Here is a 14,375-nt window from a genome sequence, read left to right on the forward strand (position 1 = left end):
GGGCCGGTCACCGGAGCGACCGGAACTGCATCGCGACGTCCGGGAACACGTCCCGGCCGACGACGACGATTGCGATGAGGAGAATGGGACCGAGGAAGACGCCGTACCAGCCGAAAGCGATGGACCCGACGATGTACGCGAACAGCACCAGCCCCAAGTGGAGGGCGCCCGCCGAGAAGTACGACCGCAGAAAGATGTCGGGAATTACGTCGACGACAATCTGGGTGACGGCGACGAAGAACACGGGGAACCACAGGGGCGCGTCGGTGGTGAGGCCGACGGCGAACAGGAACAGCGTCAGGGGGTAGTAGACGATTTTGATGCCGACACCGGGGACGATAGTTCCGACGCCGGTCAGCAGACCGAGCAGGAACGGGTACGGGATGGAGTAGACGGCGGGCGCGAAGTAGTCCATGCCGTTGTAGACGGTGACGGCGAACACCGAGAGGACGAGGATGCTGACCACGTTCCCGACGAAGACGGTCTCGAGGTGGTCGTCGATGTCGTCGAGGACCGCCACCACGCGGGCGTCTCCGCCGATGCTCCCGCGGAACCAGCCTGCGAGCTTGTGGTCGTCCCGCAGCAGGTAGAACACGAACACGAGCATCAGGAACACGCGGACGAGAACCGAGAAGACGAACCCGGCGGCGGTCGTGACCCGGCCGAACGCGCCCGACAGCAGATTCCGGAGCTGCTGGTCGAACGCCTCCTGTGGGTTCTGTCGGAGCTGCTCGACGATGGGGCCCGGCCCCATCTCCGAGATGTCGACGTACGGCCGCAGAATCGACTGGTACTGTTCGAGGTCCGAGTGCGCGAGCACGTCGCTGATCTCCTTGATAGCCGTCCACGCGGCGAACCCGACGACTAGCAGTATCGGCAACAACACGAGCAGGACCGTCACCGTCGCCGCGACGTTCGGGTGGCCGATGGCGTCGACCACCCGGCGATGCACTCGCCGCGTCGCGTAGTACACCCAGATGGCGAACACGAGCGAGCCGAACACGGGCTGCACCGCCACAGCGAGAACGACGATAGCCGCGACGACGACGGCGATCCAGCCGGCTGTCCGCCACTCCTCGGACCACGGCAGATTCATGTCGGAACGTGGACGCGTATCTGTAAAAGGCCCGGGCTGGCCGTGGCCAAGGGTTGAAACCGGAGCGCGGGACCAACCGCCGGTATGCAGGACGCGATACGCGTGCTGGCCGGCGAGTGCGCCGTGCGCTACGAGAGCGACGGGACGACCGAGCGAGTGCTGCGGGGGGACGTGGTGGTCGTCGTGAAACCCGACGACACCGTGCTCGTCCACGACGCTGACGGCTACCAGCCGGCGGCGTGGCTCACCAGACCCGGGGTCGTCCGGTACACTCGGGACGCGGGCGGCTTCCGAATCGACGCGGCCGACGGCGACGAACGACTCGTCGTGGAGAGCGCGACCGAACACGGGGACGCCCACTACCCGGCGTCGCCCGCTGGCCCGCCGGTCGGCACCTGTGACTGCGGCGGCGCGTTCGTGCGGGACGGTGGCCGCGTGGTCTGCGTGGACTGCCGCGCCCAGTACGCCGTCCCGCGGGACGCCGCCGTCATCGACGAGACCTGCGGGGACTGCGGGCTGCCCCGCATCCGCGTCGAGCGCGGCGTCGTCGTGACCGCCTGCCTCGACCGGGACTGCGAGCCCCTCGCCGAGGTCGCTCGCGCGGCGCTCGACTGGACGTGCCGGTGCGGAGACGCGCTGACCGTCGAAGCCGAACGCGGCCTGCACGCCGTCTGCGAGGGCTGTGGGAGCCGATTCCGGCTCCCGGTCGGGACTCGGGACGGCGACTGCGACTGCGGGCTGCCGGCCGTCCGGACCACGGAGGGTCGGCGGTGTCTGGACGCCGACTGCGAGCGCGCACCGCAGTCGCTTTGAGTGTCCGCGCGCGTCGGTGACGTATGAACGGCGACCTTCGCGGGGACGAGGTGCACGTCGGCGGGGACGCCCGCCAGCGGTTCCACGACGCCCGCGGGTACGGCTACCCGCTGGGCGGCAACGACATCGCGCTGTCGCTCGTGGAGGCCGCCCACCTCCTGTTCCGCGGGGACCTCGAGGCGGTCGACGGTCAGGGGTTCCGTGCGTTCCTCGCGGACCGCGAGGCGGGGTTCGTCGCGCGCTTCCTCGTCTACGTCGACCTCCGTGACCGGGGGTTCTACCTCGTGCCCGACCAGAAGCCGTGGTGGCACGAACCGGGCGACGGCGACTTCGTGGTGTTCCCGCGCGGGAACACGCGACGGGACGGCGTCGTGAAACACCGGATTCGCGTGGTCGACGAACGGACGACGCTGCCCGCCAGCGGCCTCACCGACGAGGTGCTGGCGGTCGTCGACGAGGAGAGCGAACTCACGTACCTCGATGTCTCCCCCGAGACCCCCGAGGGCGACACGGAGTTCGACCGGCCCGCAGACGTGCCGGCCGTGCTGTTCGACGACCGCGTGCTCGTCTGGGAGCCGCCCGCGGAACTCCACGAGTCCGGGTTCTACGGCCAGCCGCTGGGCGGCCGCGCCGCCGACCACGACGCCCTCCAGCTGTCCCTGCTCGAAGCGGCCTACCTCACGGACGCCGGCGTGCTGTCGTTCGCGGACGCCGGCGTCGCGGACGTGCTGGCCCGCGGCCGCGTCGGCGAGGGCGAGCGGTTCGACCGCCGGCTGGCGGTCTACCGCGCGCTCCGGGACGCCGCCATGGTCCCGAAGACCGGGTTCAAGTTCGGTGCCGACTTCCGGGTGTACTCCGGCGTGGAGTCGGTCGACGACCTCGGGCACTCCGAACTCCTGGTTCGGGTCGTCGAGACGGACCACGACTTCGTCCCACGGGACCTCTCGCTGGACGTGCGGCTGGCGCACGGCGTCCGCAAGCGAATGGTTTTTGCAATCACCGACGACACGAATGACACGATTCGCTGGCTCTCCGTCAGTCGACTGACGCCATGACCGACGACAACACATCCACGGCCGGTGCGGACGACCTGGCACTCGACCCCTGGGGTTCGACGACCGTCTCCGACTACCGCAAACTCTTCGAGGAGTTCGGTATCGAAGCCTTCGAGGACGTTCTCGACGAGGTGCCCGCGCCCCACTACCTGATGCGGCGCGCCATCATCTTCGGCCACCGCGATTACCGCCGGGTGGCGTCGGCGATGCGCAACGACGAGCCGTTCGCTGCGCTCTCCGGGTTCATGCCGACCGGCGACCCGCACATCGGCCACAAGATGGTGTTCGACGAGATCATCTGGCACCAGCAGCAGGGCGGCGACGCGTACGCGCTCATCGCCGACCTCGAAGCCCACTCCGCTCGCGGTCTGGACTGGGACGAAATCGACGAGCACGCCAAAGACTACTTGCTCTCGCTGCTCGCGCTCGGCTTCGACGCCGAGGCGGGCGAGCTCTATCGGCAGTCCACGAACCGCGAACTCCAGGACCTCGCGTTCGAACTCGGTATCGAGGCGAACTTCTCGGAGTTCGAGGCCATCTACGGGTTCGGTGGCGACACCGACGTGTCCCACATGCAGAGTGTCGTCACCCAGATGGCGGACATTCTCTACCCCCAGCTGGACGAGCCGAAGCCGACCGTCATCCCGGTCGGCCCCGACCAGGACCCCCACGTGCGGTTCGCTCGCGACCTCGCAGAGCGCACGCGGTACTTCAAGGTCACAGAGGCGTTCGCGAGCGTCGCGTTCGACGACGACGAGCGCCCGCTCGTCCGCGCGGCCTACGACGCCCGCGGCGAGTACGCGGAAGACGCCGACCAGCCCCGGTGCACGGAGGCCGCCGACTGGCTCGAAGCGGGGCCGGAGGCGGCTGCGGGCTTCGACGCCGAGACCGTAGACGCGGTCGTCCAGAAACTGGAGAACGCCGGGATGGAGCCGCTCCGCCCGCGGATTCGGTTCTTCGACCGGCAGGCGACCGACGAGGCCTTCGAAGCCCTGATAGGCGAGATTGCCGGCGAGAAGCGCGTCTTCGACGGCCACGTCGACGCCTTCGACATGGAGATGGAGACCGCCGAGGACCTCGCGCTCGCCGTCGAGGTCGACCACGGCGGCTACGGCTTCGTCCCGCCGTCGTCGGTCTACCACCGCTTCATGACCGGGCTGACGGGTGGGAAGATGTCCTCCTCGATTCCCGCGAGTCACATCAGCCTGCTCGACGACCCCGAGGACGGCTACGACAAGGTCAAGTCCGCGACGACCGGCGGCCGCGAGACCGCCGAGAAGCAGCGCGAACTCGGCGGTGAGGCCGACGAGTGCCCGGTCTACGAGCTGTACGCCTACCTGCTCGCGGGCGACGACGACGGGCTCGCCGAAGACGTGTACTCGGAGTGCGTGAACGGCGAACGGCTCTGTGGCGGCTGCAAGGAGCAGGCCGCCGAACTGATGCAGGAGTTCCTCGAAGACCATCAGAAGAAACGTGAGGAAGCCCGCGAGGTGCTCGCCGACCTCGACATCGAGCTGGACGCGGCGGGCTCTCGGGCCTGACCACGGCGAGCAACAGTCGGCGGCGCTACACTTTTTGCGGTGTGTGGTCTCTGTCTGGCGGATGGACCTCGACCGGTTCGAGTTCTACACGGCGTGGCACGAGTTCGTCAACGAACGTCGGTACGACGCACCCGCGGACCCGTACCGGCTCGTTCACGTCGACCCCGGAGATGTCCAGTACTACCACTCGGGGCTGCGGCTGAACTGGGGGCTCGGTCGCGTCCGCGGCGGGGACTGGGACCGGTCCGAGGACCTCGACCGGCTCCGGGAAACGACGACGTACCGGGGGCTCCATCAGCGATTCGTCGACGGCCGCGACTGGGAGGACACGACACTCTTCGAGCGTGTGCGCTCCCAGTTCGAGACCTGCGAGACGGTCCGCGGGTACGGCAGTCCAGCGGCGTTCCGGGACGTCCGATTGTCACACGTCGACGACCTCTACGAGTCGATTCGCGACAACGGCTACCGACCGAACCGGGACGCAGGCCACGACCCGCCGACCGAGGAGAACGCCTTCGAGACGGCGTACGCGAACCGCCTCGAACCGCTCGTCGCCATCACTCGACGCGGTGAAGTCGTCTGGCTGGAAGGCTTCCATCGGTTCTCGATTGCGGACATCCTCGGTATCGACAGTATTCCGGTCCAGATTCTCGTCCGGCACGCAGAGTGGCAAGCAATCCGGGACCAGTTCGCGGATCCCCGGCCGGACCCTGACGACTACCGCGAACACCCCGACGTGCAGGACCTCGCCGCGTAACTCCGGCCGCTCGTCGGCCGGTACGGAGATGGAACACTCGTGGCTCACCGTCTCGATTCCCGCAGTCCGACAGAAGGCCTATGCGGGTGTCCGACCACCCTTGTCGTATGTCCGACGCGCAGGCCGGTCAGGTCCGCGACCGCGACCCCGACGCGCTCGTCGCCGCGCTCCGAGACGCCCGCGAGGCCGTCGGCGACGCCGAGGCCGCCGTCGACGAGCACGGCGCGGACAGCCTGGAGGCGCTCCGGGCGGCGCTCCGCGACCTCGACGTCCTGTTCGAGCAGTACGAGGACGACGCCACGGGCACTGGCGACTTCCAGGCCTACCTCTCCTTTCAGGACGATATCGTGGCGCTCGTCGAGGGCTTCGACGACGACCTGCCCGAGCGCGACGCCTTCGAGTCGCTGCTCGACCTGTTCAAGCAACGCCGGCTCTCGGAGGCGGACTTCGACGAGGCGCGTGACCGCCTCCGGGACGCCCGAGACCTCGTCGAGCGCCTCGACACCCTCGACGAAGCACGCGAGGAGTACCGGCAGACCCGCAGCCGCGTCGCCGACGCCGCAGACGAGTACGCCGACGAAGTCGCGTCCCTCGAACGCCTCCAGCGCCTCGGGAACGCCGACCTGGATGCGCCGGTCGCGGACCTCCGGGACCCCATCGAGGCGTACGACGACGCTGTGACCGACGCCTTCGAGACGTTCCGGCGAGAGGCCCCCGCCCGCGAGTTCCTGGACTTCGTCGAGACGACGGAAGCCTACCCGCTCGTCGGCTTCGAACCGGTACCCGAGGACCTCGCGGACTTCGTCGCGAATCAGCCGGCCGGCGAAGAGCCGATTCCGACGCTCCTCGATTATGCCGAGTACTCGCCGTCGAAACTGGAGCACTACGTCGACGCGCCGCGGACCCTGAAGCGCGCTGTCAGCGGCAACCGCACGTACCTCGACCGCCTCGACGCCGACCCGCTGACCGTGGGCTGGCCGCCCGCGCCCGCCGAGGAACTCGCCTACCGGCTGGACGAACTCGTCTCGGTCGCCGCGCGGTTCGCGGGCGACGATGTCCTCGAACCCCTCCACGCGGTCCGGCGGTGGGTGCGCAGCGACGACTACGACCGGCTGCGGGACGCCGCCGTCGCCACGCACGAACTCACCGACGCGGAGAAACGTCGCATCGAGGCCGGCGTCGAGGACGACCTGCAGCGCGCACGGGAAAACGAGCAGCGGCTGCGGGACGCGCTCGACGAGAACTAACTGCTCCGGCGTCGCGCTGTCGGTCCCGAGCCGTCAGCAGTCAGCGGCCTCGGCGTCCATCGGCACGTCGACGGTGCCGTCCGAGCGCACCCGAACGACGACGCCGTAACACCCGGACCCGCGGTTCGGAATCGTTCGCGTGACGGTCTCGTCCATCGTCGACGCGTCGACAGTGAGCTCGTACTGTCCCTGTTCGGCCATCCACGGTTCGTCGACGAGCTCCCCGGTCCCGGACTCGGCTCCGGTGTCGGGTTCGAAGGCGTACGTCTCGTCCAGCAGGACCTCGCCGCCACTGGCAATCTGGACGTCCAGCGTCACCGGTTCGTCAGATATCGACAGAACGGTGAGGTCGGCGATGCGCGCACTCGAATCCGAACTGCTGGGAGAAAGGCATCCCCCGAGTCCGACTGTCGCGAGCGCGACCCCCGACAGCACGCGTCGTCGTGTCGGCATGGCCTCCGTTCGTTCGCTTCGCTGATAACTCTCGTGGCCTGCCCGGGATTCGAACGCTGCCGGCTGGTGGTGTCGCGGAGTCCAGCGAGTCCCGTTACGCGTTCGCTCGCGCGGCGCGCAGGTCGGCGGCGAACGCCTCGGCGAGTTCCTGTGCGTGCTCGTGGTCGGTGGACTCCGCGTAGATGCGGACGACCGGCTCCGTGCCCGACGGCCGAACGAGCACCCAGGCGTCGCCGTAGTCGAGCCGGTAGCCGTCGATGGTAGTGCGGTTCGCGTCCGCGTCCAGCGCCCGGGTCTCGGCCGCTTCGAGGAGCGCGTCGCGCTCGGCGTCGTCCTCGTAGCCGACGTTCACGCGGACGTTGTGGTAGTCGCTGTAGGGCGCGACGACCTCGCTGGCGGACTGGTCGCTGTCCGCGAGCAGTTCGAGGAAGCGAGCGCCCGTGTACGCGCCGTCTCGCGTGGTGCGGTAGCCCGGGAAGATGATGCCGCCGTTGCCCTCGCCGGCGACCGGGACGTGCTCGCCCTCGGCTTCGAGCTGACGGATGCGGGTCATAATCTGCGTGGAGCCGATGGGCGTCAGTTCGAGTTCCGCGCCCGTGCGCTCGCAGACGTCCACGAGGCGCTGGCTGACGTTCACCGCGGAGACGGTGGTGTCGCCCTCGCCGAGTTCGGCCTCCGCGAGCGCGGCGAGTGCGGCGTCGCCCTCGACGTACTCGCCGGTCTCGTCGAAGAAGATGGCGCGGTCGGCGTCGCCGTCGTGGGCGATGCCGACGTCGGCGTCCGCCGCCTCGACGAGGCCGCCGAGGTCTTCGAGGTGCTCGCGGACGGGCTCGGGCTCTCGGCCGGGGAAGTGGCCGTCTGGCTGGCTGTTCACGGTGACGACCTCGCAGCCGAGTTCGCGGTAGAACTCCGGGCTCGTCAGAGAGCCAGCGCCGTGGCCGGGGTCGAGGGCGACGGTGAGGCCGGCGTCAGCGACGGCGTCGCGGTCGACGGCGTCGTAGAGCTGGTCGAGGTAGGTGCGAGCAGCGGACTCGACGGCCCGGTCGTCGCCGGTCCCGTCCCAGGCCGCGTCGCTGAACTGTTCGGTGGAGAACTTCCGCTCGACGCGCTCCAGGTCGTCGACGGCGAGCTCCACGCCGTCGCTGCCGACGAGCTTGACGCCGTTGTACTCGGCGGGGTTGTGGCTCGCCGTCACCATCAGCGCCGGCACCCCCTCACGCTCGGCGTACGCCTGCGTCCCCGGCGTCGGGAGCGCGCCGAGCCGGTCCACGTCCGCGCCGACGCTCTGCAGGCCCGCGACCGCGGCGTTCTCCAGCATCCGGCCCGTGGTCCGGGTGTCGCGAGCGACGGCGACGCGGTCGGCGCGCCACACCGACCCCGCCGCCTTCGCCACCCGCAACACGAACCCCGGTGTGAGCTCCTCGTTGGCCACGCCCCGCGTCCCACTCGACCCGAAGACCTTCATGAGCGTGTGTCGGGGTGGACGCCCCTAATCGCTTCCGAACCGGTGGTCGTGCCCGGGAACAGCGACTCGCTGCCGTCGGTCACCTCCACCACGAACGCCGTGTCGTCGTAGTGGTAGACGCCGCCGACCGCGCTGCAGTGCCCGTGGAGGTCCGACGCGAGCGCTCGCCCGGTCTCCGGGTCGACGTCCTCGGTCACCCACTCGTCGCGGGGCGCGTTCGCCGCCGCCGACGCCACGCGCTCCAGCGTCGGGTGGTCGGTCACGAACCCATCGCCGAGCGCGCACTGGTGGTCCGCGTCGGCGGCGTCCCCCTCCGGTGGCCGTTTCACCCGAACGCGGACGGTCTCGTCGGCGAGGAGCCTGAAACAGCCCGCAGTCGAGGCCAGTCCGGCGACCCCAGCGAGCACCGTCCGTCGTCGCATACCGTACACGTTCGACGCTCGCGGCAAAGTGTTTTCGAGAGAACCACAACCCCTTAGCCGAGCGCCACCCGCTCTCTACGTATGCCCACCGTCCGTGAAGACCGCGTGTTCGTCGAACAGGGCGAGACTCTCGTGGCGTACGTCGCCGCCGGTCTCGGCGTCACCGCCGCCCACATCTCGGGCAGCAAGGTCGGCGAGTTCGCGCTCGAAGTCCGCTGTGACGCTCGCGACGTCGCCGCGACCGGCGAGGGCGTCGCGGTCGCCACCGCCGAGGACGTTTTGCTCTCGGACGGCGGCGACTTCGCCGAGACCGGCTTCGGCCCCGCGGTCGCCGTCACTGGCTTCGACGGCGGCGTGCTCGCGGCCGGCGAGGACGGCACTATCGCCCACTACGACGGCGACTGGACCGACCGCGGCAGCGTCGACGCCGACGTCCGCGCGCTCGACGCCGACCTCGTCGCCGCCGGCGACGGCGTCCACCGCCTCACCGACGACGGCGTCACGCACGCCGGCCTCGACGACGCCCGCGATGTCGCCGCCCCCGGCGTCCCGCAGGCCGCCACCGCCGACGGCCTCTTCTCGCTCGGCAACGGCTGGCTGGAGGATGTCGCTGGTGACTTCCGCGCCGTTGCCGCCGACCCCGCCACCGCCACGCCCGGTGAGGTCGGCCTCGCTCACGCCGCCACACCCGAGGCCTGCTTCGAGCACGCTGACGGCGTCTGGACCGACCGAACCCTCCCGGTCGACGAACCCATCGTCGACGCCACCCACGCCGTCGACACCACCATCCTCCTCACCGCCACCGGCACCCTCGTCGTCGACAGCGACGACGGCGACACCCGCCACCGCAGCCTCGGCCTCCCCGACGCCGCAGCAATCACCGTCGTCGGCGGCGAACACGTCGACGCCGCGTGACGGGGCTGCCGCTGGCCCGTGGTCAGCGATACCCCCACACGACCAGCGCGAGTCCGAACAGCACGCCGACAGCGACGAACACCCCGCCGCTCAACCCGTAGAGCTCCGCCGTCGAGTACGAGAACTGGTCGCCGTACCGAGTGATGGCCGCGGAGAGCAGCAGTGTCAACCCCGACCCGGTCAGCACGGTCGCCACGTCGAATCCAGCAGGGTTCCCGATGTCTGGCATGCAACTATCGTCCCGATGTAGCCTGATAGGTACTCACGTTGCCCGAGCAAGCCCCTCTGGACCCCATCACGCGGCTCGCTCGGCTCGCCGTTCGACCAGCCGTGCTCTCCCGCTGGTCGAGCACGCGCTCTCCGCTCACAACAACGTCGTTCTCACTCGCTGCGCTCGCTCCGAACCGCGCACTCCCTCCGAACCACGCGCGCTGCTCGCGCATCGCTACGCTCCGCGCTCGCCCTGACGTGGTCTCGCTTCGCTCGACCACGCTGTTCGCGGCTCCCGCCGGTCGCCGCTCACGTTCCCCGTGGCTCTCGCTCACTCCGTTCGCTCACGGGTCGCTTCACTCCCCGTTCGCATCTGCGGTTCTCACTCGCTGCGCTCGTTCCGAACCGCGCACTCCCTCCGAGCCACGCAAAGGAAACGCGTAAGCCGCCGGCCCGAGTCCACTCGCGTATGTTACTCAGCGGGTCCTCGAGTCAGGCGCTCGCGGCCGCGCTCGCCGCCGAGACCGGCGAGCGACTCGGCCGGGTGACCTACGACTCGTTCCCGGACGGCGAGCAGCTGGTCACCGTTCCCGAGGGCGTGGCGGGCGAGCGAGCGGTCGTGGTGGCGTCGACGCCGACGAGCGACGCGCACGTCGAAGTGCTCCAGCTTCAGGACGCCGCCCGCGAGGCCGGCGCGAGCGAGGTCGTTACCGTCCTCCCCTACATGGGGTACGCCCGCCAGGACGAGGCCTTCGAGGCGGGCCAGCCGGTGTCGGCGCGCGCCGTCGCTCGCGCCATCTCCGCGAGCACTGACCGCGTGATTACGGTCAACCCCCACGAGGACGGCGTGCTCGACTTCTTCGACGTGCCCGCGGTCGGCGTCGACGCCGCGCCACAGCTCGCCGACCCGCTCCCGGCGGACCTCGCGGACCCGGTCTTCCTCGGGCCAGACCACGGCGCGACCGCGCTCGCCGAGAGCGTCCGGGACGCCTACGGCTCGGGGGTCACCGACCACTTCGAGAAGGTCCGGCACTCCGGCAGCGAGGTGACCGTCGAACCGAGCGAGATCGAGACCGCCGGCCGGGACGTCGTCGTCACGGACGACATCGTCGCCACCGGCACCACGATGAGCGAGGCCATCGCCGCGCTCGACGACCCGAGCCGGGTGTTCGTCGCCACCGTCCACCCGCTGCTCGCGGGCAACGCCCGGCTGAAGCTCGCGGACGCCGGCGTCGACGCCGTCTACGGCACAGACACCATCGAGCGCGCCGTCTCCGGGGTGTCGGCCGCGTCCGCCGTCGCCGACGAACTCTGAGTCCGCGTCCCTTCTCAGCGAAGCCGCGCCAGGAGCGCCGCGTCCGGCCGCCACGCGAGCAGCCCGACGGCCAGCAGGAACACGGCCGTCGAGAGGTCGTAGGACAGCGCGGTCGCCGACCCGAACGCGACCGCGCCGCCCGCCAGCGAGGAGACGACCGCCGCGAGCAGCGGGAGCGTGCAGCTCACGCAGGCGAACAGTCCGACGAACCCGCCCGCGAGCGACGTCTCTGCGTCGACGAGCGTGGCGTACACGAGGTAGGCGAGCGCGAGGTAGCCGACGACCCGGTAGGGCGCGGCGGCGACCCGGACGGGGCCGACGTGGGCGAGCACCATCGGCCCCCAGCCCGGCGGGAGCGCCCAGTGGACGGTGACGCCGCTACCCGTCGACGCCGCGAGCACGCCGCCGACGGCCGCGAGCACGAGGAAGTACGCGACGCCGACGCCCGCGGCGAGCCACCGCCGGCGGCCGCTGGCCGGTCGGGGTGTGACCCGCCAGACTGCGAGCGCGCTGGCGTTCAGCCAGACGAACGGGTAGACGACGTACCGGGGTTCCGTGACCGCCACCGGCATCGCCGTGAGGTAGACGGCGAGCACGGCGAGTTCGGCGAGCGTGAGCGTGGCGAGCACGCCGACAGTCTCGCGCCGGGGCCGGAGCCGGGCGAGCGCCGCGCTCACGCGTTCTCCACCTCCCCGTGTCCGGGCCCGTCCCAGTCCACCAGCGACCGCGCCGAGTTCCCGACGACGAGCAGGCTGGAGGCCGTCATCGCGGCCGCCGCGAACAGCGGATTCAGCGCGCCCGCGACGGCCAGCGGCACCGCGACGGCGTTGTAGCAGAACGCCCACACGAGGTTCTGTCGGATGCGGCCGTTCGTCGCCGCCGTCAGGTCGAACACGCGCGGCACGGCGGCGAGGTCGTCGGTGGTGACGACCGCGTCGGCGGCGTCCGCTGCGAGCGCGGCGTGGTCGAGCGCCACGCCGATGTCGGCCGCAGCGAGCGCGGGCGCGTCGTTCACGCCGTCGCCGACCATCGCGACGGTGCCCTCGCCCCGAAGCGACCGCACGACCTCGGTCTTCCCCTCGGGCGGCACGCCCGCGAACACGTCCGAGACGGCGTCGTGGTCGCGGAAGCGCTCGGCGGCCTCGGGGTCGTCGCCGGTCAGCACGACCACGTCGCGGCCGTCGGCGGCGAGGTCGGAGACCACGGACTGCCACTCCTCGCGGGGCCGGTCACCGGCGACGACCACCCCGCGGGCTTCGCCGTCCCAGCCGACGAGCACCGGGACGTTCCCGTTCGCTCGCGCGCCGCTCGCCCGCTCGGCGTACTCGTCGGGGACCCGGTAGCCGCGGGCCGCGAACAGCTCGCGGTTCCCGGCGAGCACCTCCACTCCGGCGGATTCGGGTGATTCGGCCGTCCGCGCTCCGTCGGCTCGGAGGGTGAGCGTGCCGGCGACCCCTCGGCCGGGTTCGCGCTCGAAGTCGGCGATATCGCCCGCGGGCGTCGCTCCGTCGGTGATGGCGGCGGCGACCGGGTGGTCGGCGTACTGCTCGACGGCGGCCGCCCGGGCGAGCACGCGGTCGTCACCCGCGATGTCCAGCACGCGCATCTCGCCGGTGGTGAGCGTCCCGGTCTTGTCGAAGACGACGGTGTCGGCCTCCGGCGCGGCCTCGAACGTCGACGCGTCGGTGACGACGACGCCGGCGTCCAGCGCCTCGCGGACGCCCCGAGCGGTCGCCAGCGGGGTCGCCAGCCCGAGCGCGCACGGACACGACACGACCAGCACCGAGAGCCCGACCAACAGCGCCTCCCGCGCTCCAGCGCCCGTGACGAAGTGCCCGCCCGCAGCCAGCGCTGCGAGCACGAACACGAGCGGGACGAACACGGCGGCGATGCGGTCGACGAGCCGCTGGACGCCGGGTCGTGCGCTCTGCACGTCCCACAGCACCTCGACGACGCGGTCGAGCGTGCTCGCGGCGTCCTCACCGACTTCGACGACGAGTCGACCGTCCGTGACGACCGCGCCGCCGACGGCGTCGTCGCCCGGCTCCTTCCCGACGGGCGTGGACTCGCCCGTGACGAGTGATTCGTCGACGGTCGCCGCGCCCTCGACGACCGGACCGTTGACCGGGACGCGCTCGCCGGCGGTGACCACCACCTCGTCACCGGGCCGGAGGTCCTCGACCGCGACCGATTCGAGGCCGTCGCCGGTGCGCTGCGTCGCCTCGTCGACGCGCTCCTCGGTGAGGTCGGCGAGCCGGCCGGCCGCCGCGCGTTTCACGCGGCCCTCGTAGTAGTCGCCGACGGTGACCGCGAGCACGACGACGATGGCGACGTCGAAGTACACCTCGCGGCCGCCGGTCAGCACGACGAACGTGCTGAAGAGGTAGGCCGCGCCCGCCGCGATGCCCACCAGGAGGTCCATGTTCGGGTGGCCGGCGCGCAGACTCACGTACGCGCCCCGGAACAGCGGGTAGCCGGTGTACGCCAGCACGACGGTCGCCATCAGCCAGACGTTCGCCAGCAGGTAGCTGCCCGCGAGGCCGCCGAGGTCCAGCAGCTGGGCGGCCGACGGCAGGTCGAGGTACGCCGGGTAGAGGAAGAGGACGTACCACAGCATCGTCATCATCCCGAAGAAGCCGCCGACGAGCAGCCGCCCGACCTCGGACTGGTCGTCCTCGTCGTCGGCGTCCCGCGCGCTCGCGGAGTACCCCAAGCCCTCGACGGCGTCCACGAGGTCCCCGCGGTCGGCGACCTCGGCGTCGTAGGTGACTTTCAGCGTCTCCGTCGGGTAGCTCGCGGCGGCCGCCTTGACGCCGTCGGCGTCGGTCGCCTGCGCTTCCACGAACGCCTCGCAGGTCGCGCAGTGCATCCCCGACACGGAGAGGTACGCCGTGTCGCCGTCCACGTCCTCGTCGTCGGGGCCGGTGTCGAGGTCGTCGACCGGGTCCGCGTCCGCGCTCTCCGGGTCGTCGAGCGTGCGCGCGACCTCCAGACAGCCCCGGCAGCAGTACGTCCCCTCGACGCCGTCGCTGGCGACGGGCGGGTCCGGCGTCGGCAGGCCACAGAGTGTGCAGTCGTCGGTCATG

The 14,375-nt window shown here is 70.9% G+C and carries 14 protein-coding genes; 7 read left to right on the forward strand and 7 right to left on the reverse strand.

What is annotated here, in order from left to right:
- Positions 1 to 7: 7 nt before the first annotated feature.
- Entirely contained in the window at positions 8 to 1,096 is a 1,089-nt protein-coding gene (locus tag BMW35_RS09930; protein ID WP_089669286.1) for an AI-2E family transporter, read from the reverse strand.
- An 84-nt stretch (positions 1,097 to 1,180) separates the two neighbouring features.
- Here BMW35_RS09930 and BMW35_RS09935 point away from each other — a divergent pair, with 84 nt between their 5' ends.
- From BMW35_RS09935 to BMW35_RS09955, 5 genes are all read left to right on the forward strand, one after another.
- Entirely contained in the window at positions 1,181 to 1,909 is a 729-nt protein-coding gene (locus BMW35_RS09935; protein ID WP_089669287.1) for an endonuclease NucS domain-containing protein, read from the forward strand.
- 23 nt (positions 1,910 to 1,932) lie between these two features.
- Positions 1,933 to 2,964, forward strand: a complete 1,032-nt coding sequence (gene endA, locus BMW35_RS09940; protein WP_089669288.1) for a tRNA-intron lyase — start codon at positions 1,933 to 1,935, stop codon at positions 2,962 to 2,964.
- Entirely contained in the window at positions 2,961 to 4,505 is a 1,545-nt protein-coding gene (locus BMW35_RS09945; RefSeq protein WP_089669289.1) for a tryptophan--tRNA ligase, read from the forward strand. The genes endA and BMW35_RS09945 overlap by 4 nt, the downstream gene beginning before the upstream one ends.
- Positions 4,506 to 4,566: 61 nt before the next feature.
- Positions 4,567 to 5,262 carry a ParB N-terminal domain-containing protein gene (locus BMW35_RS09950; RefSeq protein ID WP_089669290.1) on the forward strand — a complete coding sequence of 232 codons (696 nt, stop codon included), beginning with the start codon at positions 4,567 to 4,569 and terminating at the stop codon, positions 5,260 to 5,262.
- Between the two features lie 107 nt (positions 5,263 to 5,369).
- Positions 5,370 to 6,509 carry a DUF7118 family protein gene (locus BMW35_RS09955; protein ID WP_089669291.1) on the forward strand — a complete coding sequence of 380 codons (1,140 nt, stop codon included), beginning with the start codon at positions 5,370 to 5,372 and terminating at the stop codon, positions 6,507 to 6,509.
- Positions 6,510 to 6,542: 33 nt separating this feature from the next.
- Here BMW35_RS09955 and BMW35_RS09960 read toward each other — a convergent pair whose 3' ends face one another.
- The 3 genes from BMW35_RS09960 to BMW35_RS09970 form a co-directional block, all read right to left on the reverse strand.
- A complete protein-coding gene (locus BMW35_RS09960) occupies positions 6,543 to 6,962 on the reverse strand; it encodes a hypothetical protein (RefSeq protein WP_143052182.1) in 420 nt (139 codons plus the stop codon).
- 94 nt (positions 6,963 to 7,056) lie between these two features.
- Positions 7,057 to 8,427 (reverse strand): phosphoglucosamine mutase, encoded by a 1,371-nt coding sequence (glmM, locus tag BMW35_RS09965; RefSeq protein ID WP_089669293.1) that lies wholly within the window; start codon positions 8,425 to 8,427, stop codon positions 7,057 to 7,059.
- A complete protein-coding gene (locus BMW35_RS09970; protein ID WP_089669294.1) occupies positions 8,424 to 8,849 on the reverse strand; it encodes a hypothetical protein in 426 nt (141 codons plus the stop codon). Before BMW35_RS09970 ends, glmM begins: the two co-directional genes overlap by 4 nt.
- A gap of 81 nt (positions 8,850 to 8,930) precedes the next feature.
- Here BMW35_RS09970 and BMW35_RS09975 point away from each other — a divergent pair, with 81 nt between their 5' ends.
- Complete coding sequence (locus BMW35_RS09975) at positions 8,931 to 9,764, forward strand: HVO_0234 family beta-propeller protein (RefSeq protein WP_089669295.1); 834 nt, start codon at positions 8,931 to 8,933, stop codon at positions 9,762 to 9,764.
- A 22-nt stretch (positions 9,765 to 9,786) separates the two neighbouring features.
- Here the strand turns inward: BMW35_RS09975 and BMW35_RS09980 are convergent, their stop codons facing one another.
- Positions 9,787 to 9,993, reverse strand: a complete 207-nt coding sequence (locus BMW35_RS09980; RefSeq protein WP_089669296.1) for a hypothetical protein — start codon at positions 9,991 to 9,993, stop codon at positions 9,787 to 9,789.
- Positions 9,994 to 10,443: 450 nt separating this feature from the next.
- Here BMW35_RS09980 and prs point away from each other — a divergent pair, with 450 nt between their 5' ends.
- Entirely contained in the window at positions 10,444 to 11,289 is an 846-nt protein-coding gene (gene prs / locus BMW35_RS09985) for a ribose-phosphate diphosphokinase (protein WP_089669297.1), read from the forward strand.
- Positions 11,290 to 11,303: 14 nt separating this feature from the next.
- Here the strand turns inward: prs and BMW35_RS09990 are convergent, their stop codons facing one another.
- Positions 11,304 to 11,966, reverse strand: coding sequence for a DUF7546 family protein (locus BMW35_RS09990; protein ID WP_089669298.1), 663 nt, complete (start codon positions 11,964 to 11,966; stop codon positions 11,304 to 11,306).
- Positions 11,963 to 14,374 (reverse strand): heavy metal translocating P-type ATPase, encoded by a 2,412-nt coding sequence (locus BMW35_RS09995; RefSeq protein ID WP_089669299.1) that lies wholly within the window; start codon positions 14,372 to 14,374, stop codon positions 11,963 to 11,965. The genes BMW35_RS09990 and BMW35_RS09995 overlap by 4 nt, the downstream gene beginning before the upstream one ends.
- Position 14,375 lies beyond the last annotated feature (1 nt).

Origin of the sequence: Halobacterium jilantaiense (genome assembly GCF_900110535.1) — an archaeon.
GTDB classification, from domain to species: Archaea; Halobacteriota; Halobacteria; order Halobacteriales; family Halobacteriaceae; genus Halobacterium; species Halobacterium jilantaiense.

Excerpts from the sequence above, each read along its gene's own strand:
- BMW35_RS09930 (WP_089669286.1), bottom strand. The coding sequence starts at position 1,096 with ATGAATCTGCCGTGGTCCGAGGAGTGGCGGACAGCCGGCTGGATCGCC.
- BMW35_RS09935 (WP_089669287.1), top strand. The coding sequence starts at position 1,181 with ATGCAGGACGCGATACGCGTGCTGGCCGGCGAGTGCGCCGTGCGCTAC.
- endA (WP_089669288.1), top strand. The coding sequence starts at position 1,933 with ATGAACGGCGACCTTCGCGGGGACGAGGTGCACGTCGGCGGGGACGCC.
- BMW35_RS09945 (WP_089669289.1), top strand. The coding sequence starts at position 2,961 with ATGACCGACGACAACACATCCACGGCCGGTGCGGACGACCTGGCACTC.
- BMW35_RS09950 (WP_089669290.1), top strand. The coding sequence starts at position 4,567 with ATGGACCTCGACCGGTTCGAGTTCTACACGGCGTGGCACGAGTTCGTC.
- BMW35_RS09955 (WP_089669291.1), top strand. The coding sequence starts at position 5,370 with ATGTCCGACGCGCAGGCCGGTCAGGTCCGCGACCGCGACCCCGACGCG.
- BMW35_RS09960 (WP_143052182.1), bottom strand. The coding sequence starts at position 6,962 with ATGCCGACACGACGACGCGTGCTGTCGGGGGTCGCGCTCGCGACAGTC.
- glmM (WP_089669293.1), bottom strand. The coding sequence starts at position 8,427 with ATGAAGGTCTTCGGGTCGAGTGGGACGCGGGGCGTGGCCAACGAGGAG.
- BMW35_RS09970 (WP_089669294.1), bottom strand. The coding sequence starts at position 8,849 with ATGCGACGACGGACGGTGCTCGCTGGGGTCGCCGGACTGGCCTCGACT.
- BMW35_RS09975 (WP_089669295.1), top strand. The coding sequence starts at position 8,931 with ATGCCCACCGTCCGTGAAGACCGCGTGTTCGTCGAACAGGGCGAGACT.
- BMW35_RS09980 (WP_089669296.1), bottom strand. The coding sequence starts at position 9,993 with ATGCCAGACATCGGGAACCCTGCTGGATTCGACGTGGCGACCGTGCTG.
- prs (WP_089669297.1), top strand. The coding sequence starts at position 10,444 with ATGTTACTCAGCGGGTCCTCGAGTCAGGCGCTCGCGGCCGCGCTCGCC.
- BMW35_RS09995 (WP_089669299.1), bottom strand. The coding sequence starts at position 14,374 with ATGACCGACGACTGCACACTCTGTGGCCTGCCGACGCCGGACCCGCCC.